The following is a 20,285-nucleotide window of genomic DNA, read 5'->3' on the forward strand; positions in this document are numbered from 1 at the left end:
AGTGAATTCTGAGATGTCAGTGTTACATTTGTTTTTAGATGCTAGTTTTGTGGTTCAATTTATTATGTTGCTGTTGCTAACAGCGTCAATAGTAAGTTGGACATTTATCTTTCAGCGCGGCGCGGCACTTCGCAAAGCAAGCGACGAAGTAAAAGAATTTGAAGAGTCGTTTTGGTCAGGCGCAGATCTCAATCAACTCTATTCTGACTTAACCCAAAAAGAAGACTTAAGCGGTTGCTCGTTAATCTTTTGTTCTGGGTTTAAAGAATATGTACGTTTACGAAAGGCCTCAAGCGTTGTGCCTGAATCAATTACCGATGGTACATATCGTGCTATGCGAGTGGCGATGTCACGCGAGATTGATGACTTAGAACAACGCTTACCTTTTTTAGCCACTGTCGGTTCAATTTCACCTTATATCGGTTTATTAGGAACGGTTTGGGGGATCATGACAGCCTTTATCGCTTTGGGTCAGGTTAAACAAGCTACCTTACAAATGGTTGCGCCTGGTATTGCAGAAGCCCTTATTGCGACAGCAATTGGTTTGTTTGCAGCAATCCCAGCGGTAATCGCGTATAACCGTTTTAGCAACAAAGTTGAAAAGATTGAAAATCACTATGGCAATTTTATGGAAGAATTTTCTTCTATATTGCATCGCCAAAGCTTAGCCAACAGAAACTAATACTCGGAGAAATGAATGTATATTCGTAAACGCCGTAAACCTGTTTCTGAAATCAATGTGGTTCCCTACATTGACGTAATGCTGGTGCTACTGGTGATTTTCATGGCTACGGCTGCAGCTGTTACCCAAGGTGTAAAAGTTGATTTGCCAAAAGCCGAAGCCCAAACAATCGAAACCGAAGATGAAACGATGATGATCGTGTCGGTTGACCAAGCCGGTTTGTATTACCTAAATGTAGGTGATGAACCCACCGCACCTATGAGCGGTTTAGCGATTGCAGAACTGGTTAAAACGCGCCTTCAAGTGGCACCAACAACACCCGTAGTGGTTAATGGTGACGGCAACGTAAAATACGAAAAGGTGATTGACCTAATGGTGCTGTTGCAGCGCGCTGGCGTGCCATCTGTAGGGTTAATGACAGACCCAAATGAATCGTAGAATGATGGATATGAGTGTGCAAACAAGGGCTAGCTATGCCGCAGCAAGCTAGGCCCAATAATCCACCAAACGACAACGCGACTGAGCCTGCTGTGCAAGCACAACCCAGCGCGTTTAAAGAGTTAATGACGTCACCCTTGTTTAAATCGGTGGCCTTGCATACTGCGCTGCTTTCAGGGCTGCTGATCAGTTTTAATTTTTCAGCCAAGCCTTTAAAGTTTGTCGCGCCAGAATTTAGCGCGTCCGCACCTAAACCAGATATTGTGCAAGCTACCTTTATTGACAGCAATGTTATTGAACAAAAGAAGCGCGAAAAAGCGCAAGCAGAGGCGGCGGCGCGAAAACGTCAGCAAGAAATAAAGCGCAAAGAAGCTGAAAGACAAGAAAACTTGCGCAAAAAACGCGTAGAAGAAGCGCGTAAAAAGCGCGAAGCTGAGCAAGCAAAACAAGAGCTCGACCGCTTAGAACGCGAACAGCAAAAAGAACGCGCAATAGAGCAACAACGAAAAAAAGAAGCTGAAGAAAAAGCCAAGCAAGAAGCGCGGCAGCGAGCGCTAGAAGAGCAGCTCACTAAGCAGTTAGAAGAAGAGCAGGCAGCAATGTCACAAGCAAACCAAAAACGCATTATGAGTGAAGTCGAAAAATACCAAGCGTTGGTGCAGTCAAAGGTACAACAATATCTGCAAACCGACGGCGGTTTTATTGGCGAAACGTGTTTGGTAACTATACAATTGGCGCCCGACGGGTTAGTGCTGAGTGTAAATGCAGTATCAGGGAATACGGCACTTTGTCGTATTGCTGAGGCAGCGGTATTAAGAGCCGGAACATTGCCAATGTCAAAAGACCCTGAAGTGAGCAGCCGTTTTAGAAAATTTGAACTTGAAGTATCACCACAGAGATAATAACAGTATGAGAATAAATAAGTTGCCCACACGTATAATGAAACAAACAAGCGTGTTCGTAATTGTTGCAGTAATGACTATTGTTAGTCAGTTGGCTAATGCCCAATCCAATATGGTTCGCATTGTCATCACCGAGGGAATGAATAATGCGCGCCCAATCGCCATCGTGCCCTTCAAATGGACAGGCGAAACCATATTGCCCGAAAATTTATCAGACGTTATTTCAAATAACTTACAACGTAGCGGTAAGTTTAGCCCGGTAGCGATGTCGCAAATGCCGCAATTTCCGGCTTCAGATGATCAAATGGATTATGCTGCTTGGGCACAAAAAGGCATAGATACTGTGCTTGTGGGCAGCATAGCGCCAGCTGGAAACGACCAATACGTGGTAACCGTGCAATTGATTGACGTATTGCGCGCCCAACTAACGGGCGGCGAGGCTAAAAATTTGGTCAATGGCCAGCTTATGCTTACCAAAGACCACATCATTATGAGCCGCGAAAAAATCATTCAAGGCGAAGATTTTAGACAATATGCGCACATTATTAGTGATATCGCCTATGAGGCACTCACCGGTGAAAAAGGCGCGTTTTTGACTCGCATCGCTTACATTGTTGTGCGCGACCGCGAAACGAACCCACTTCCGTATCAGTTAGTGATTTCAGATTATGACGGTGCCAACGAAACGCGCCTGCTGTCTTCACCTGAGCCACTTATGTCGCCTTCATGGTCGCCAGACGGCAACAAGCTAACCTACGTGAGCTTTGAAGGTAAGCGCCCGCAAATCTTCGTTCAAGATATTTACACTACACAACGTACTCGGATTACCAATTACCCGGGCATTAATAGCTCGCCGGCATTTTCACCCGATGGCACTAAGCTTGTGATGGTATTGTCAAAAGATGGCAATCCAGAGATTTATGTGATGGATTTGGCAACAAGACAATTAGAAAGAATCACTCGTAATCGGGCTATAGATACTGAACCAGAATGGGCGCCTGACGGTAAAAGTATCATCTATACTTCAGAGCGAGGTGGTAAGCCACAAATTTATGAAGTCGATTTAAGGACAAAAAGGTCAAAAAGAATCACTTTTGACGGCGAAATGAACCTTGGAGCTGCAATTACTCCCGATAATTCGCATTTAGTAGTCGTAAATCGCACGCAAGGCGATTATCATATAGCTAGACAACATAGAGCCACTGGCGATATGCTTGTACTGACGAAAACGTTTTTAGACGAGTCACCCAGTATTTCACCTAATGGTAGTATGATTATTTACTCTACGCTCCATGAGGGTAAACAGGTGTTATCATTGGTGTCTTTAGATGGACGCTTTAAAGCGTTGTTACCGGCAACCGAAGGGGAAGTTAAATCACCCAGTTGGTCACCGTTTTTACTATAACCAGATATAAAGATATAATAACAGTTTTACATAATAGCTTTACATAATAAGGATTAAGCATGCTTACTAATAATAAATTTAGAACCCTGTTACTTGCGCTTACAGCAACTACGCTAATGGCTTGTAACTCAGGCCCAAGTGAAGAAGAAATTCAGGCCGAGAAAAACCGTGCTGCTGAAGTAGCACAACAGCAAGAAGAAAGCGCTCGCATTAAGAGAGAAGAAGAAGCGAAAGTACGTGCAGAAGCTGCCCGTGCTGAGAAAATGGAACTTGCTAGAAAAGAAGCTGCTGATCTTAAAGCATCACTACAAAATCAAAATACCGTGTATTTCGATTTTGACCGTTCAACTATCAAATCTGACTTCATTAGCGTACTTAAAAAGCATGCTGATTACCTAGTAGCTAACCCAAGCCAAACTATCGTGATTGAAGGTCATGGTGACCAACGTGGTACTCCTGAGTACAACATTGCGTTAGGTGAGCGTCGTGCTAAGTCTGTAGAAACTTACTTCAGAAACGAAGGCGTACGTGCATCACAAATTACGGTTGTATCATACGGCGAAGAGAAGCCTGCAGTTATGGGTACTTCTGAGTATGCATTCGCACAAAACCGTCGCGGTGTAGTGGTATACGAATAAGCGTAATGAACACTAAATTATTAATTAGTGTAAGTTGCATTTTTGCTACCGGGGTTTGCCTAGCGCAAGCCCCAGTAGTAGATGCACAAGACACCTCAACACAACAAACGCAGCCTCCTGCTACTTCAAGTGCTAGTGCGCTTGGCGTGTCAAGTGGCGGTATTACCTCTTTTGAGCTTGAACAGCGCCTTGCAACGATTGAACGCATTGTAGATTCGCGAACTGAATCACAGCAGCGCATGCAGTCGCAAGTAGACGAGCTTCAAGCAGATATCGATGACATGCGCGGTTCTATTGAATTGCACAATCATCAGCTCGAAAAACTCCTTGAAAGACAACGCGAACTTTTCTTAGAAATTGATCGCCGCTTTGAAAACATGGAAGATTCGACCAATCAATTTAGTAATGATCTTGCCAGAAGCAATGCTGCAGCAGTAGCGAATACTACGCCAGCAGTAAGTAATACCGCTGATGAGCAAAGCATGTATCAAGACGCAGTTAATTTGATTCTTAAAGAAAAAGACTACGAAAAAGCCATTCCCGCTTTTCAAAACTTTTTGGCGCAATTTCCTAACACCAGCTTGACGGCTAACGCCCACTACTGGTTAGGTCAGTTGCTTTATAATCAGCAAAACTATCCTGATGCAAAAGAACAGTTTAGTAATGTGGTTGACAGATTCCCAGATTCTCCCAAACGCAGTGACTCTGTTTTGAAATTAGGCTTGATTGAAAAGTCTATCGGGAACGAAAGCGCGGCAAATAAATTGTTTCAACAAGTTATAGCCGAATATCCAAACAGCACGCCAGCCCGTTTGGCCGCTCAATATTTGGGCAATTAATCGCTAGTTTTTTGTATCATTGTTTACTTTACATTCAATTATATAAATAAATAGTAAAAAAGGCATTTATAGGTTGCACCTTGTGCTGATTTAAGTATTATATGCGCCCGTTGCAGAGGTAAGTTACTCGCAACGGTTTACAATTTGCATGTAAGTTTGATTTTGTGGGTCGTTAGCTCAGCTGGTAGAGCAGTTGACTTTTAATCAATTGGTCGCTGGTTCGAATCCAGCACGACCCACCAATATCAAACAACCAAGTACACTTGAAAGGGTCGTTAGCTCAGCTGGTAGAGCAGTTGACTTTTAATCAATTGGTCGCTGGTTCGAATCCAGCACGACCCACCATTTCAAGATTGTTAGCTCTTAGCGCAAAACTTCTTAGTTATTCACAAATAAACTCAACTTGTACTAAAAACAACGCACATCAGTGTGACCTTTTGTTATTTGCTAGGTATAATACTTAGACGTTTCGATTATACACTTTATTAAACATGACTCTTGCTAACAGAATAGCGCCAGTAAATTACCCCTTTCCAAAAATGCCAGCGAAGTTGTCTGATATAGAAGAAGCTTCACTTGTTGCTGAGATCAAAGAATTACTCATTGCAAATAACGCCGTGCTGGTAGCCCATTACTACACTAGCCCCGTTATTCAAGCTTTAGCCGAAAGCAGCGGTGGTTGCGTGTCTGATTCATTAGAGATGGCGCGTTTTGGTCGTGACCACAAAGCACAAAACTTAGTGGTTGCTGGCGTGAGATTTATGGGCGAAACCGCTAAAATACTCAGCCCAGAAAAATCAGTGGTAATGCCTACGCTAGATGCTACTTGTTCGCTAGATTTAGGCTGCCCGGTAGAAGAGTTTAGCGCCTTTTGCGACCAACATCCTGATCGCGTAGTTGTGGTATATGCAAATACATCAGCTGCGGTTAAAGCGCGCGCCGATTGGGTGGTAACCTCAAGCATCGCCCTTGAAATTGTAGAGCACCTTGACAGCGAAGGTAAAAAAATAATTTGGGGGCCTGACCGCCACCTAGGTGCTTATATTCAAAAAGAAACGGGCGCCGATATGCTAATGTGGAATGGCGAATGTATAGTGCACGATGAGTTTTCGGCCAAAGCCTTATTAAAAGCGAAACATTTGCACCCCGAAGCAGCCATACTTGTGCATCCTGAATCACCGGCAAGTGTGGTTGAAATGGCCGATGCCGTTGGCTCGACCTCGCAGCTTATAAAAGCGGCCAGCGAATTACCCAACGAAAAGTTTATTGTGGCAACCGACAAAGGCATTTTTTACAAAATGCAGCAAATGGCCCCAAACAAGACCTTAATTGAAGCCCCAACAGCAGGTGAGGGCGCAACCTGCAGAAGTTGCGCTAACTGCCCATGGATGGCCATGAACGGCTTACAAGCCTTAAAAGAGGCACTAACAAATCCTCAAGGCAAAGAAATATTTGTAGAGCCAAGCCTAGCAACGCGCGCCATGGTGCCACTAAACAGAATGCTAGACTTTGCAGCACAACTTAAAATGCAAATAAAAGGCAATGCCTAACAACTAATATTGGTAAAAGCGTTAAAGATTAGGCAAACGAAGCCGCTTTGCCATTCTTTACTTGCAACCAACAAAGCTTTTGCCTACCATACGCGCCGCAGTCTGTTAAAGATTGCCCGCAACAAATTTCGGAGAGGTGGCTGAGTGGCTGAAGGCGCACGCCTGGAAAGTGTGTTTAGGGTTAAACCTAACGAGGGTTCGAATCCCTCTCTCTCCGCCAATTTAACCTTTTAAATCAATGTTTTAAAATTCACTTTTTCTTCTTTGGGATCATTTTGGGATCATTTAAAGAATATATAGTAGGGTTTTGTCTATTTCCTCGTTACACCAAAATACGAATTAGTGGTTTTTCAAAACCGTTCAATATATACCTAAGCTAGTAAGTCATTGTATTCTGTGGTGATGCTTGTAAGAGGGGAGGTAAGAGTAAGGAATTTAGTCTGAGCTTTGCAGCGAAGATTCCTTTTTATATCTTAAAAAGCCATTAAAATCAATAGGTAAACGTTAAATAGGTTTACCACATGCAGTCACTTAAATCCGCCAAAGCATTTTGTAAAAAACACAATATTAAAGGCTTAGACATTCGCTCTGCCTCCTCAATTCGCGCTCTTATTCGGTTTGATGGTACGTTGTATCGCATACCAATATCCGATGTCGATATCTCTCACTCTGGTTTGTTCAAAGCAGCTGAGAAAGTAAACGAATACAGAAATCTCGCAAAGTATAATTTCGCTGAGTTTGAATTGTTAACTAACGGCAGGAACAACATACATGATAAGTGTTTTGGCGAATATATTGAGTCCTTTTTGAATAGTAAGCGTTACAAGCTGGCATCGTGTACATATAAAAACTACCTAAAGAAAATTAATAAACACATATCTCCGAAGTTCGACAATTATTTAGTATCAAAAATAACGCCTCTTGCGATAGAGAAATGGGTGACGATAGATCTTTACTATTTAGGTGATAAAAGTATAAAAGAACTTTTGTCCTTGTTATCGCAAATCTTTGCTATAGCTATACTCGATGAAACAATAAAGACTAACCCTGTGGATTCCCTTAAATCATCGAAAACCATAAAACTGCGAGCTTCGCTAAGTCTGCCAGATCCATTTACCATTGCTGATATGGATTCAATAGCAACAACAGAGTCAAAATTTATATCTGAAAAGAACATGATACTCTTTAACTGTGCAGTTGGGTTGCGACTCAGCGAGTTAATGGCTTTGAGTTGGGAAGATATCGACTTTGAAAAGAATGTTATCTATGTTCAACGAGCAGTCGTGGAGCGTGATTACAAAACACCAAAAACAGCATCTAGCGTAAGGTCTGTAGATTTATTACCCAAAGCTCGTGAAGTGCTTTTACAACAGCTTTCACTTAGAGAACCACCAATATCTGAAGTGTCAGTAACTCAGCCTGATAATAGAAGTCAAAAAGTACAAGCGATTAGATTTGTATTTTTTGATTCTCGGAATGGGACGCCATTGTCACATGACAATCAATTTAGAAATACTACATATAAAAAGATAATCATCGAAAGCGGTGTTAGGTGGAGAGGGATTAATCAAACTCGGCATACATATGCAAGCCATCTTATTTCCGCAGGGTTACCATTGGCATGGGTTGCACGGCAAATGGGCCATGAGAGTATTAAGATGATTGAAAAGCATTACAGTAAGTGGTTGCCAACTAATAACGAAGCGTTGTTGCAACTAGCTGCAAGAGCCTTTTAGAATCTTACCTGCTAACCAGTTTAATTCTCCAGTGTATGGTCGTACATAGTTTTTTAACTCAAAGCGAGAATACTATGTACAACGAACACAATACCAGTCACCGAAACCTAACACATTCAGATTTTGATGAAGTGGTTGAACGACTCTATGAATCCATCGTGTTAAATCCTATCGGAAGCTACGATAATCAAGAGAACTTTATGCATAACGCAGGGGAACGCAAAGATCAGATTATCTATTACCTGAACAAGACACTGGCTATACCTCATCATGCTAAATTAGCAACAGCGCTTGCTGAAGCTTTGTTAGAGGACGACATTATTCGCTACTAATGAACTTACTTAACCTTGAGTACAAAAACTGAGGTTAATATGGAAAATAAGACAAAGAAACAAAACCTATTCACAAAAGTATATAAGAGAGCAAGTAAATCACCGTTTGACGATCATGGCACCATTTTATGGCTTGCATGTTGTTCAGAAACCGATAACGACGAAGTGCAGTTGAGTTATGAGCGCTATATATATCTTCATCGAAGTGCAAATGGTAAAATATGCGGTATAAGCGTGAGTAAGCAAATTCTAGGTGAAAACCCAGAGTTTGAGGACAATAGGTATATGACGGGAATTATGATGTACAGATTCTTATCACTTCATGTATCTGAAATATATGAATTTTGTGATGTATTTCGGGACCAGTTTATTGAGCTGTTTCTTATTCCGCCTCTGGAATATTTTACCGCTGCGGATAATTATTGGTCACAAGTAATAGCCGAAGCTGAAAGCAATTGTTAGCGAACCCTAGGGTTCGCTTTTTCTCTATATACTACATGAGAGAGACTAAAATAATATCTTTGTAATATTTGAAATAAGTGCATCAATAAAAAGATGCATTTAATACTTGACTGATATTTAACCATTCTATACTGTTACTGCATCAACTAAATGGTGCGGTTTATGCGTAAGCAAACAATTCTATTAAAAGACATTGCAGAAATTAAAGCAGGGCATCCATTTCGGGGAAGAATACTACCCGATAATGATGGCACGGCTCGCGCTATCCAATTAAAAGACGTCGATAAAGACGGGCTTATTATATGGGATAGTCTCGTTAAAACTGAGATAACCGGCAGGAAAGTACCTAATTGGCTTCAAAAAGGAGACATATTGTTTGCAGCCCGTGGCTTCCGTAATGTTGCAGCGTACATAGATACAGAGTTCAAAAATATAGTGTGTGCACAGCATTTCTTTCATATTCGTTTGCATACCAATAGCATATTACCAGAGTTCTTAGCTTGGCATCTAAACCAACATACATCACAAAAGCACTTCGCTAAGTATTCACAAGGTAGTGCTGTAGCGAGCATTCCAAGAGGCTTCTTGGCATCTACACCGCTAAGCGTACCTGATATAAACCAACAACAAACCGCAGTTTCATTTTACAATGCATGCATTAGAGAAAAACAGATACTTCAAACACTAATTAAAAATAGAGAATTACAAATGGAAGGTGTTGCCAAGCAACTACTTAGCAAACAATGAATGAATACTCGTAACTGCGTCTCGGCATAACTGCGTATCTACGATAATTAAAAATACTTTCCAATAATAAAAACATCGAGGACACAAGAATGAGTAAGCAAGATAGCCAAAGCAACCTAAACAATAACGACATGGTCAATCAAGACCAAATCAACAAAGCTGTTTGGAATGCTTGCGATACATTTCGCGGAACAGTGGACCCATCCATCTACAAAGACTTCATTTTGACTATGTTATTTTTAAAGTACATATCAGATGTTTATCAAGATGAATACGACGGCTTAGTAAAGCTCCATGGTGATAACCCAGAGCTAATTCACGCAATGATGGCAAAGCAACGTTTTGTATTACCTAAAGGCTCAAGTTTTTGGGATTTATATGAAGCGCGTCACGAGCCTGGAAACGGACAACGAATTGACCAAGCTTTGCACGCTATTGAAGAAGCAAATGGCGGTAAGCTTAAGAATGTGTTCCAAGACATCAGCTTTAACACTGACAAGCTAGGTCAAGAAAAGCAAAAGAACGATCTACTGCGGCACATATTAGAAGACTTTGGTAAAGAGATACTCAACTTACGCCCTAGCCGAGTTGGTTCATTGGATATCATTGGTAATGCCTATGAATTCCTCATAAAGAACTTCGCTGCTAGTAGTGGTAAATCGGCAGGAGAGTTCTATACCCCGCCAGAGGTATCAGACCTACTAGCGATAATTCTCGATCCTCAAGAAGGTGATCAAATTTGTGATCCAGCTTGCGGTTCAGGCTCGCTATTGATGAAGTGTGGTCGTATGGTTAGAAAGAACTTCAATGGCTCAAAAAAATACGCTTTATTTGGGCAAGAAGCTATAGGCTCTACTTGGGCCTTGGCTAAAATGAATATGTTCCTGCACGGTGAAGACAATCACCGAATAGAGTGGGGCGATACTATACGCCACCCTATGTTGCTCGATAAATCAGGCAAAGGCTTACTGCATTTTGATATTGTGACTGCAAACCCTCCTTTTAGTTTGGATAAGTGGGGTGTTGACGGCGCAGCCAATGATGAATTCGGACGGTTTCGAAGAGGTGTGCCACCCAAGACAAAAGGCGACTATGCATTCATCAGCCATATGATAGAAACCTTAAAACCAGGTTCGTCATCGCAGAAAGGCGGGCGAATGGGTGTTGTTGTTCCTCACGGCGTTCTATTCAGGGCTTCATCAGAAGGTAAGATACGTCAGCAACTTATTGAAGAGAACCTACTCGATGCTGTAATAGGCTTACCCGAGAAGCTATTTTTTGGTACTGGTATTCCTGCTGCAATATTGATCTTTAAGAAAAAGAAAACAGACAATAACGTAATGTTTATTGATGCTAGCCGCGAGTTTAAGTCAGGTAAGAATCAAAACCAACTAACACCAAACAACATCAAAGATATTTTTGATGCATACAAGCATCGGGAAACTAAAGAGAAATATGCATACCTAGCTAGCTTTGATGAAATCAAAGAGAATGATTTCAACCTTAATATTCCGCGTTATGTTGATACTTTTGTGGAAGAGGAAGAGATTGACTTGGTTGCAGTGCGAGATGAGCGTATTCATTTACAAAACGAACTAAAAACTTTGGAAGTTGAAATGGGTCGTTATCTTGAGGAGCTTGGCTATGGCTCGTAGTTTAAGCCCTGAGCAAATACCACTAGGTTGGAGTTACGGTTTGCTTGACAACATGGTTGAAAGGGTCAGTGGTCATACGCCCAATAAATCTCATCCAGAATATTGGAATGGTGGAATTAAATGGATTTCACTTTCTGATTCGTCTCGACTAGATAATGGATATATTTATGAAACTGATAAAGAGATTTCTGAACTGGGAATTAAAAATAGCTCAGCACAGATACATCCTGCCAAAACAGTAGTTCTTTCCAGAGACGCAGGTATTGGGAAAAGTGGCGTAATGGCGGAGCCTATGGCTGTGAGTCAGCACTTTATCGCATGGAAGTGTGACAACACTAAAAAAATGAATAGTTGGTATTTATATAACTGGCTTCAGTTACATAAGCGCGAATTCGAAAGGCAAGCAGTAGGTTCAACCATCAAAACAATAGGGTTGCCATACTTCAAAAAACTGACTATTGCCGCACCACCTTATCAAGAACAATGCAAAATAGCCGAAATCCTATCCACTTGGGATAAGGCGATCCGCAACACCAAGCGCCTAATTGAAAACAGCAAACAACAGAAAAAAGCCCTAATGCAACAACTGCTCACAGGCAAAAAGCGTTTGCTTGATGATTCAGGTAAGCAGTTTGAGGGCGAGTGGACAAAAGTCGAGTTGGGCAAGTTACTTGATTATAAACAACCTACACCATATTTAGTTAAGTCTACAGAATATTCAAAAGGGTACAGCACACCAGTATTGACTGCTGGAAAAACATTTATTCTCGGTTATACAAATGAGGACTTTGGAATATTTAATGAAAAGTTACCGGTTATAATATTTGATGATTTCACAACTGCCAGTAAGTTTGTAGACTTTTCTTTTAAGGCTAAATCTAGTGCAATGAAAATATTAGTAGCGAAAGATGGTATTTCGACTAAATATGTGTATGAGAGCATACAGATGCTGAATTATCCTGTCGGAGGCCACCAGCGACATTGGATTTCGATATTTTCGAATTTAGTTATAGGAATGCCTTGCAAAGAAGAGCAGAGAAAGATCGCGGCTGTTTTGAATAATTTGGATAGTGAAAATAAAATACTCAACAAACAACTCAAAGATCTTAAACAAGAGAAAAAAGCTCTAATGCAACAGTTATTAACCGGTAAACGTCGAGTAAAAGTAGATTAGAAGGATTTAAAACGATGAGTGACGTCAAAAAATTAGCTAGTGAATATTTGGTTTTTAAGCAGGGACAAGAAAGCTTACTCAATGAACTAGATTCTGTTGATGAGGGACTTGAAAAGATTAGGACTAAGCTATCTGACCTGAGTAACATAAAGAACCTTCACTTCTTAATGGGAGCTGGGGTTAGTTCAGATTCAATACCTGCAATGGCTCAATTGATAGATATAGTGCAAGAATGTGTAGATAGTGAACAGACAGCAACTACTTTATCCACATCTCCCAATGGTTTCACTCATGCTGACTTAAAAGAATTATTTCAATCAGCGAAAGATCATTCCCCTAATAATCTAGAGGATATATTAGGAACATTTTACTCTAAACGGGCTTTCCAGAACGGTACTGGTCAACAAGATGAATTAAATGATTTCTTGATAGAGTTAATAGAAACGCAGATCTACTATTCAATTAATATCGACTGCACCTCTGCTGCCGCTTCAAAATCGATGGGGCTATACAAGCAGCTTTATCAAAAACTATCATTAAGAAACAAGGATTTGGCGAGAGTTAATGTATTCACTACAAATAATGATCTACTAAGTGAGACAGCCCTCGGATACTTAAACATTAACTACAACAATGGTTTTAGTAGTGGTCTTTCTCGAACATTTAACCCAGCGCGGTTTTCATATACCTTTTCAAGGAAGATTGACTCAGGGATGGAGAAATATGAACCGCTAGAAAATATGGTTTACCTATATAAACTTCATGGTTCTATCAGCTGGATTGAATCTGAAGACAATTCATTTTTTAACATAAAAGAGGTTGACGTAAAACCGAATCTACCATCGAATGGAAAGAATGTACTGATTTATCCAACCCCTCTAAAACAAAACAAGAGTTTAGGTTCTCCATATTCGGACCTCATCAGAGAGTTCCAAAACAAGTTGTTACTTCAACATGGTGTACTAATCGTTATTGGTTATAGTTTTAGTGATGAACATATAAATAATGCAATTTACTCAGCTTTAGCATCAAACTCTAGTTTGAGTGTCATTGTATTTGGTAATTACCCAGATGAAAATTTAACCAAGCTTACTGATCGCCGTATTTATCAGATATCCGGAGAGATTGAACTGCCATCTGATGAAGGTGCTGCGCCAGAGACTGAGAAAATTCACTACTTCAATTATATTGTTAATAACCTAATACCTGATCTCGATAGGAATAAAGACAATGAAATCCTAAAAGAGTTTATCGACTCCCTTAAATCTACTAGAGGCAACTTATGACGATTGGAAAAATTACCTCAGTTAATTTTAATCAATTCAAAGTCAAAATATCCTCTGAAATAAGAGGGAATTCGGTTAACCAGGCTGGAGTAATATATTACTTTGGTAACATAGGTAGTTATCTAAAAACAACTAATTCTGTTGGAGAGCAACTAATCTGTGAAGTGATATCTATTTTTGACAGTGACCTTAAACTGAATGACGCCGTTTACGATATTGATAGTAACCGAGAGCTGCTTTTAAAACCAGTCGGTACAATCAGTCGGCAAGGTGGTTTTAGTCTCGGCGTTGGTATTTTTCCTAGTATTTATAGCGAGGTTAGCATAGTTACCTTTGAAGATATGGAGTTAATTTTACACACTCATAAAGATATAGACCTAAGCGACTGCGTACACCAGAGTTTTAACTTGGGTGAAAGTAAAAATCTAATAAATTACCCTATTGATATATCTATCAACTCGTTTTTTAACATTCATTCGGCAGTGCTTGGTAATTCGGGTAGCGGAAAATCCAATACTATTGCTCATATTATTCAAGAAATTCATAAAAAGAGAGAAAATTCAGCAATAGGTTCTCGGATTCTCATTTTTGACGTGAATGGGGAATATCAAAATGCATTTACCGACCATGAAAAGTGCCCGAATATAAACGTTAGAGTTCTAAAGCCGAATATGCTAGCTCCTGAAGTTGGGGTTGAACCATTCTATATGCCTCACTTTCTTATGAATATTGATGAGTGGTGTTCTTTTCTAATGGCAACCGACGCTACACAACGACCATTTTGGGATAAAGTGCTCCAAGAGAGTTATAAGTTTTATATGATTTCGACCCTTGAGGGTAACGATCGACAAAAGTTTATAAATTATTTACGCTTTAAAGTATGTAATTTGGTTCATATGCTTCTTTCCCAAGGTGATACTGATACAGCATTAGTAACAGCGGCTAGAAACGTTATTAATGGTATTTCAGAACAGATCGAGACGGATATAACTCTTAAAGAAGCGTGCAGAGTTGAAGGCATGACGCAAGATCTTCAGCTCCTTTATGACAGTTGTTCTATTTCATTTGGGAATAATAATAATCAACTAACAGCTGCAATAGCACAAGTGCGCAATAAGATTGACTATGAAGTCGCGCAAGAAGTCTTAAATATGCGAGCGAATGCCGAACAATATTTTGACTACAGATTCTTGAGGCAGGCTGCAAATTTAACTCTATTGGAAGAAGATGCCAGAGGCAATAGACGAGTTAGAGAGTATACTTCAACTATGATGACACGGTTGGATTTCTTTCTAGACAATCCTGACTGTTCATTTATGAAGTTTGGACCACCTAATACATCGAATGCTCACCAATATTTTGAGTGGCTTTGGCAAACTAATTCTGACATCCCTTCACAATCTAACATGCTAATTATTGATACTAGCGAACTCTCAAAAGACGCCTTAGAGACTCTCACGTCGGTAACATCTAGACTTCACTTCTCTTTCAGGAAGAAACTGAGGGGCAATGCAAGGCGCGAGAAACCAATTCACCTAGTGTTAGATGAGGCGCATCGTTACATCAAAAAAGATTCTAAATATCTACTACGTGAGAACATTTTTGAACAAATCGCTAGGGAAGGAAGAAAATATGCCCTTTACTTATTGGTATCTTCCCAGCGTCCTTCAGAATTATCTGAAACTGTTCTCTCTCAATGTTCAAACTTTATAATCCATAGAATTCAGAACGAAATAGATATGAAGTATGTCTATGCAATTCTTCCGTACTTTTCTGACGATTTTGCAAATAAGATAAAACAGTCTGTACCTGGAGAAGCAATCATATTCGGCAACTGTGTCTCAATGCCGCTGCACGTCAGAATCAAACAAGCATCACCAGAACCTAATAGTGAAAATTGTAAGGTTCATGAGGAATGGTTTAAACCCTTACCACCTGCCGCAATATTTTCACCTGTCCCGCAATCTCCGCAAGAACCAAGCGATGTTTCATTTTTAGTTGAAAATGATGAGTAGTTTTAGTTTGTTACGAACATTTCACCCCATAGGACAAGGAGCGTTTTATACAGAAAAACACTCAGGCTTCAATGTGGTTTATGATTGTGGTTCCATGCCATTGACTAATTATTCAAAGTCAGTTGTTAACGCAGCTTTTTCTAAAGAGGATGATATAGACGCTTTGTTTATTTCACACTTTGATTATGATCATGTTTCTGCAATTTCAACGCTCGTAAAATCAGTAAAATCATTCAAAACTGTAGTATTGCCTTTATTGGATGAGGAAGAAAGAAACCTATTAGTAAACATTAGTCGATTGCTTTCGTTGCGGCAATTAAGCCTGCTAAATAATCCGAGGCAGTTATTTGGTCCCGACACAAGAATAATATATATAAGGCCTGGTAACGTATTTGATGACAACGCTCAGACTGAACAGATTGTAAATTTGAACGACCGTTCGCCAAAAAACTTAGGAACAGAAGAGTTAGAAAGTCGGGTGACTTTAAACTTTGGAAATCAAAACAGTTGGGTTTTCGTACCTTATAACTTTAAACATACCTCAAGGCAAAAACAGTTGTTTCAAAAGCTTGGAAACGCCGGTTTTGACATTGATAAACTTCGCAATGACCCGAGTTACACATTAAATCAAATAAGCTCGCGAAACCAGCGTAGAAAGTTAAGGCAGATTTATTCTCAAATTGACGGAAATGTAAATGAGAACTCAATGTTGGTTTACTCAGGCCCTAGCGGTGGATGTCGAATAGTGCCTTTTCTTTGTGCACTTGGTGTGTGTTGTTCTTATGGATGCAAGAATGGAGTTTGTCCAAGTGAGCGGCCTGGTTGCATATACACTGGCGATACTGATCTAACAAAGCTTTCGCTTACTGAAGTTTACACAGAGTTTAAAACGTATGTGGGCACCTTGCAGTTGCCTCATCATGGTTCAAAGCATAGTTTTTCTTCAAGCTCATTGACTGGTTTCAAAAATCGACTCCTAGTACCTATTTCATATGGGTCAAAAAATCAATATGGTCATCCAGCAGCTGAAGTATTGAATATAATAGCCGATACTGGGAACTTCCCCTTATTTATAAATCAAACACCAAGCTCGAAAGTAGAGCATTCTATATTCGGAGTAGTCCTTGATGAGTAAGTCTGCAAACTTCAAAGAGGAGTTTGCATCAAAGCTCCCAGCGTTATCATTGCTTATTAAATTAGGATATAAGTTCATTGCTCCTAATGAATGTGAACAACTGCGTGGTATTCAGTTTGTGGGTGATAAAAAGTCCACTGCACAGGTAATGCTTATGCCGATTATGCGAGCATTCTTAGCCGAGCAATCGTTTCCTTTTGCAGGTAAGCAACATAAGCTTTCAGACGCTGCAATAGATAAAATCATGCATGAACTCAACCCTACTATGAACGAGGGATTACAAGGTGCAAATGAAAAGCTATACAACGCTATGTTGTATGGCATCAGTATCACTGAGTTTGTTGATGGTAAAAAGGCTTCACCTACCATTCAACTGATTGACTGGCAACAAACAGCCAATAACTACTTTCATGTTACCGAAGAGATGGTGGTACAGAATACAGAAGCAACCGGTAATAGACGGCCCGATATAGTATGTTTTGTGAATGGGCTACCATTAGTAGTTATTGAAGCTAAACGCCCCGATTCTATACATGAAGGTAAATCTACTTGCGCAGAAGCAATATCGCAACATATAAGAAACCAAGGTCTACAAGAAATACCACACTTGTATGCATACAGTCAGTTACTCTTGTCTGTTAACGGGTATGAAGGTTTATATGCTACTTGCGGCACGCCAGAGAAGTTTTGGGCAAAATGGAAAGAAGAAGAGTTTAGCGATGCCCATTTCACCAGAATAAAAAACCAAACATTAGAAACAAAAGAAACAGACAATTTGTTTGCACATCGTTCTGTTCAGGAAAAGAAAGAGTTTTTAGCGCTGATTGCAGCGGGTGATTTAACGGTTACGGATCAAGATAAACTCATTATCAGTCTATTAAGTCCCGATCGTCTTTTAGAGACGACACGGCTCTTTACTTTGTTTGATAAAAGCATTGGTAAAATAGTTGCGCGGTATCAACAAGTCTTTGGCATAAAAGCACTGATAGAAAGAATTAATACCTTTAATGATAATGGCGGCAGAGATGGCGGTGTTATTTGGCACACTACGGGTAGTGGTAAGTCATTCACTATGGTGCTTTTATCAAAGGTACTCATTTGGTTAAAAGAGCTTTCAAGCTGTCGCGTTATCATTGTAACCGACCGTGTGGATTTAGAAGATCAGCTTAGTAGTACCTTTGCATCAGGTGGGGTGTTAACCGACAGAGACCAAAAAGACTCAATGGCAACTTCGGGTAAACGCTTGGCTGAGCAAATTGGTAAAGGGAACGAGCGTGTTGTGTTCTCGATTATCAATAAGTTTGGTTCAGCGATGAAGTATAAGGAATGCTTCAATGACAGTCCCAATATAATTGTATTGGTTGATGAAGGGCACCGCAGTCAAAACGGCGAAAACAACATCAGAATGAAACAGATGTTACCGAAGGCTTCTTTTATTGCTTTTACTGGTACACCATTACTAAAAGACGACAAAACTGAAAACAAGTTTGGTAAGATTATTCATTTCTACACAATGCAACAAGCAGTAGAAGACAAAACAGTTACGCCATTATTGTATGAAGAACGAGTGCCTGAGCTGAATATTAATGATAAAGCAATTGACGCTTGGTTTGATCGCATTACCAGTGCATTAACCGACCAACAACGAAACGACCTTAAGAAGAAGTTTGCTCAAAAAGGTCAAATCTACCAGTCAGAAGGACGCATCGAACTCATTGCTCACGATATTTCTGATCACTTCCAAAACTTTCAGCAATTGGGATTAAAAGGGCAATTGGCTTGTGACTCGAAAGTGTCAGCTATCCGCTATAAGACAGCCTTAGATAAGATTGGCAAGGTAAAGTCGGTTGTGGCTATGTCTTCACCTGACACTCGTGAAGGACATCAGGTTGTCGACCAAGAAAGTAAAGATGTTGTGCAGAAGTGGTGGAAAGCCAATGTTGATAAAATGGATGAGAAGAAGTACACCAAGGCGATAATAAAAGACTTTGGCAGAGATGATGGTCCTGACATTATGATAGTGGTTGATAAGTTACTCACTGGCTTTGATGAACCTAAAAATACAGTCCTTTATATAGATAAACCACTAAAAGAACATAATCTTATTCAAGCTATCGCTCGCGTCAACCGGTTGCACACTAAAAAACAATTTGGTTACTTAATTGACTATAGGGGTATTCTCAAAGAACTAGATACCACTATTGAAAAATATCAAGATTTAGCAGAGCGCACGCAGGGCGGGTTTGACATAGACGATCTCAAAGGTCTGTATAACCGCATGGACACTGAATATAAGAAACTACCAGGCTTGCATGCCGATTTGTGGGCAATATTCGCAGATGTTAAGAATAAACAAGATGGTCCGGCACTACGGCAAACATTAGCACCAAAAGTCAATGACGTTGACGGAAAACTAGTTGATACCAACCTGAAAAAGCGGGAAGACTTTTACGCTTCCTTAACCGAGTTTTCTAACTGCATGAAAGTAGCGCTTCAATCAGCTACTTACTTTGAAGACAAGTCTTTGAACAACAAACGCGACCAATATAAACAAGACCTAAAAATGTTTGTTGGCTTGCGTAAACAAGTAAAAGAAGATGCAAACGAAACAATCAACTATGACGAATACGCAGAGGACATCAAAAGCCTATTAGACAAGCATATAGCGGGAGTTGAAGTTAAAGAACCAGAAGGCGCATACCTAGTAGGAAACCTTGGTAAAAACGTAAAACCTAAAGACATGTCAGATGATGAGGCAAGAAACCAAACAGATAAGATCACTGGCCGCATTACCAAGATGATTGAGCAAGACTTGGCAGATGACCCCTATGCACAAGAATACTTTTCGAAAATGCTTAAAAAAGCGATAGAAGACGCCAAGGCAATGTTTGATGCACCAGTGAAACAATACATTATGTTTGCTGACTTTGAGCAAAAGGTAAAAGAAAGAAAAGTACCCGATGCCCCAAGTGCGTTTTGTGATGATGAGGGTAATTTAAACAAGCATGCTCAAGCGTACTTCGGATTGTTCAAACATCTATTTGAAGAAGGGTTTAGGCAAGACAAGGGATTGGATACTTCTAAGCTTACAGAGTATGCCTTTCAAATAGATGAAGTGGTCAATAACGCTGTAGCCGAGTTCTCAATAAACCCTTCAGAGATTGAAAACTCAATCAGCATGAAGCTATTGCCATTATTGTTTGGTGACTTGGGAATAGACAAAGCGCAGCACTTTATTGAGGAAGTCCTAAAAATAACGCGTTTAGGTTTATCTAGGGGCGACTAGATA

Annotated in this window: 17 protein-coding genes and 3 tRNA genes; all 20 read left to right on the top strand. The window is 40.2% G+C overall.

Features of this window, described 5'->3' with window-relative positions; genetic code table 11:
* The first annotated feature begins 1 nt into the window (after position 1).
* The 20 genes from tolQ to AC0L6H_RS12575 all read left to right on the top strand — a co-directional run bounded on the left by tolQ (position 2) and on the right by AC0L6H_RS12575 (position 20,282).
* Complete coding sequence (gene tolQ, locus AC0L6H_RS12480) at positions 2–682, top strand: protein TolQ (RefSeq protein WP_473389329.1); 681 nt, start codon at positions 2–4, stop codon at positions 680–682.
* Between the two features lie 15 nt (positions 683–697).
* On the top strand, positions 698–1,120 hold the full coding sequence (gene tolR / locus AC0L6H_RS12485) for a protein TolR (protein ID WP_473389330.1): 423 nt from the start codon (positions 698–700) through the stop codon (positions 1,118–1,120).
* A 35-nt stretch (positions 1,121–1,155) separates the two neighbouring features.
* Positions 1,156–2,022: a cell envelope integrity protein TolA gene (tolA, locus tag AC0L6H_RS12490; protein ID WP_473389332.1), complete on the top strand. Its 867-nt coding sequence runs from the start codon at positions 1,156–1,158 to the stop codon at positions 2,020–2,022.
* Positions 2,023–2,059: 37 nt separating this feature from the next.
* Complete coding sequence (tolB, locus tag AC0L6H_RS12495) at positions 2,060–3,427, top strand: Tol-Pal system beta propeller repeat protein TolB (RefSeq protein ID WP_473389333.1); 1,368 nt, start codon at positions 2,060–2,062, stop codon at positions 3,425–3,427.
* 59 nt (positions 3,428–3,486) lie between these two features.
* Complete coding sequence (gene pal, locus AC0L6H_RS12500; protein WP_473389334.1) at positions 3,487–4,065, top strand: peptidoglycan-associated lipoprotein Pal; 579 nt, start codon at positions 3,487–3,489, stop codon at positions 4,063–4,065.
* Positions 4,066–4,070: 5 nt separating this feature from the next.
* Positions 4,071–4,904 (top strand): tol-pal system protein YbgF, encoded by an 834-nt coding sequence (gene ybgF / locus AC0L6H_RS12505; protein ID WP_473389336.1) that lies wholly within the window; start codon positions 4,071–4,073, stop codon positions 4,902–4,904.
* Between the two features lie 166 nt (positions 4,905–5,070).
* Positions 5,071–5,146, top strand: a tRNA-Lys gene (locus tag AC0L6H_RS12510).
* Positions 5,147–5,173: 27 nt separating this feature from the next.
* Positions 5,174–5,249: transfer RNA gene (locus AC0L6H_RS12515), tRNA-Lys, on the top strand.
* A gap of 146 nt (positions 5,250–5,395) precedes the next feature.
* Complete coding sequence (nadA, locus tag AC0L6H_RS12520; RefSeq protein ID WP_473389337.1) at positions 5,396–6,454, top strand: quinolinate synthase NadA; 1,059 nt, start codon at positions 5,396–5,398, stop codon at positions 6,452–6,454.
* Positions 6,455–6,584: 130 nt separating this feature from the next.
* A tRNA-Ser gene (locus AC0L6H_RS12525) sits at positions 6,585–6,674 on the top strand.
* Between the two features lie 301 nt (positions 6,675–6,975).
* Entirely contained in the window at positions 6,976–8,190 is a 1,215-nt protein-coding gene (locus tag AC0L6H_RS12530) for a tyrosine-type recombinase/integrase (protein ID WP_473389338.1), read from the top strand.
* Positions 8,191–8,264: 74 nt separating this feature from the next.
* Positions 8,265–8,522 carry a hypothetical protein gene (locus AC0L6H_RS12535; protein ID WP_473389340.1) on the top strand — a complete coding sequence of 86 codons (258 nt, stop codon included), beginning with the start codon at positions 8,265–8,267 and terminating at the stop codon, positions 8,520–8,522.
* 39 nt (positions 8,523–8,561) lie between these two features.
* Entirely contained in the window at positions 8,562–8,984 is a 423-nt protein-coding gene (locus AC0L6H_RS12540; protein ID WP_473389341.1) for a hypothetical protein, read from the top strand.
* Between the two features lie 162 nt (positions 8,985–9,146).
* On the top strand, positions 9,147–9,731 hold the full coding sequence (locus AC0L6H_RS12545; protein ID WP_473389342.1) for a restriction endonuclease subunit S: 585 nt from the start codon (positions 9,147–9,149) through the stop codon (positions 9,729–9,731).
* Between the two features lie 89 nt (positions 9,732–9,820).
* Positions 9,821–11,386 (top strand): type I restriction-modification system subunit M, encoded by a 1,566-nt coding sequence (locus AC0L6H_RS12550; RefSeq protein ID WP_473389344.1) that lies wholly within the window; start codon positions 9,821–9,823, stop codon positions 11,384–11,386.
* Positions 11,376–12,560: a restriction endonuclease subunit S gene (locus AC0L6H_RS12555; RefSeq protein WP_473389345.1), complete on the top strand. Its 1,185-nt coding sequence runs from the start codon at positions 11,376–11,378 to the stop codon at positions 12,558–12,560. The genes AC0L6H_RS12550 and AC0L6H_RS12555 overlap by 11 nt, the downstream gene beginning before the upstream one ends.
* 14 nt (positions 12,561–12,574) lie before the next feature.
* On the top strand, positions 12,575–13,846 hold the full coding sequence (locus tag AC0L6H_RS12560) for an SIR2 family protein (RefSeq protein WP_473389347.1): 1,272 nt from the start codon (positions 12,575–12,577) through the stop codon (positions 13,844–13,846).
* Positions 13,843–15,861, top strand: a complete 2,019-nt coding sequence (locus tag AC0L6H_RS12565; RefSeq protein ID WP_473389348.1) for an ATP-binding protein — start codon at positions 13,843–13,845, stop codon at positions 15,859–15,861. Before AC0L6H_RS12560 ends, AC0L6H_RS12565 begins: the two co-directional genes overlap by 4 nt.
* Positions 15,862–15,868: 7 nt before the next feature.
* Positions 15,869–16,996, top strand: a complete 1,128-nt coding sequence (locus tag AC0L6H_RS12570; protein WP_473389349.1) for an MBL fold metallo-hydrolase — start codon at positions 15,869–15,871, stop codon at positions 16,994–16,996.
* Positions 16,989–20,282: a type I restriction endonuclease subunit R gene (locus AC0L6H_RS12575; protein ID WP_473389351.1), complete on the top strand. Its 3,294-nt coding sequence runs from the start codon at positions 16,989–16,991 to the stop codon at positions 20,280–20,282. The genes AC0L6H_RS12570 and AC0L6H_RS12575 overlap by 8 nt, the downstream gene beginning before the upstream one ends.
* Positions 20,283–20,285: the final 3 nt, after the last annotated feature.

The sequence above is a fragment of the Glaciecola sp. G7-5 genome (assembly GCF_055808975.1).

Coding starts and splice junctions, on each gene's coding strand:
- AC0L6H_RS12555 (WP_473389345.1), top strand. CDS start 11,376: ATGGCTCGTAGTTTAAGCCCTGAGCAAATACCACTAGGTTGGAGTTAC.
- AC0L6H_RS12540 (WP_473389341.1), top strand. CDS start 8,562: ATGGAAAATAAGACAAAGAAACAAAACCTATTCACAAAAGTATATAAG.
- AC0L6H_RS12565 (WP_473389348.1), top strand. CDS start 13,843: ATGACGATTGGAAAAATTACCTCAGTTAATTTTAATCAATTCAAAGTC.
- tolR (WP_473389330.1), top strand. CDS start 698: ATGTATATTCGTAAACGCCGTAAACCTGTTTCTGAAATCAATGTGGTT.
- tolB (WP_473389333.1), top strand. CDS start 2,060: ATGAAACAAACAAGCGTGTTCGTAATTGTTGCAGTAATGACTATTGTT.
- AC0L6H_RS12530 (WP_473389338.1), top strand. CDS start 6,976: ATGCAGTCACTTAAATCCGCCAAAGCATTTTGTAAAAAACACAATATT.
- tolA (WP_473389332.1), top strand. CDS start 1,156: ATGCCGCAGCAAGCTAGGCCCAATAATCCACCAAACGACAACGCGACT.
- ybgF (WP_473389336.1), top strand. CDS start 4,071: ATGAACACTAAATTATTAATTAGTGTAAGTTGCATTTTTGCTACCGGG.
- AC0L6H_RS12550 (WP_473389344.1), top strand. CDS start 9,821: ATGAGTAAGCAAGATAGCCAAAGCAACCTAAACAATAACGACATGGTC.
- nadA (WP_473389337.1), top strand. CDS start 5,396: ATGACTCTTGCTAACAGAATAGCGCCAGTAAATTACCCCTTTCCAAAA.
- pal (WP_473389334.1), top strand. CDS start 3,487: ATGCTTACTAATAATAAATTTAGAACCCTGTTACTTGCGCTTACAGCA.
- AC0L6H_RS12535 (WP_473389340.1), top strand. CDS start 8,265: ATGTACAACGAACACAATACCAGTCACCGAAACCTAACACATTCAGAT.
- AC0L6H_RS12560 (WP_473389347.1), top strand. CDS start 12,575: ATGAGTGACGTCAAAAAATTAGCTAGTGAATATTTGGTTTTTAAGCAG.
- AC0L6H_RS12545 (WP_473389342.1), top strand. CDS start 9,147: ATGCGTAAGCAAACAATTCTATTAAAAGACATTGCAGAAATTAAAGCA.
- AC0L6H_RS12575 (WP_473389351.1), top strand. CDS start 16,989: ATGAGTAAGTCTGCAAACTTCAAAGAGGAGTTTGCATCAAAGCTCCCA.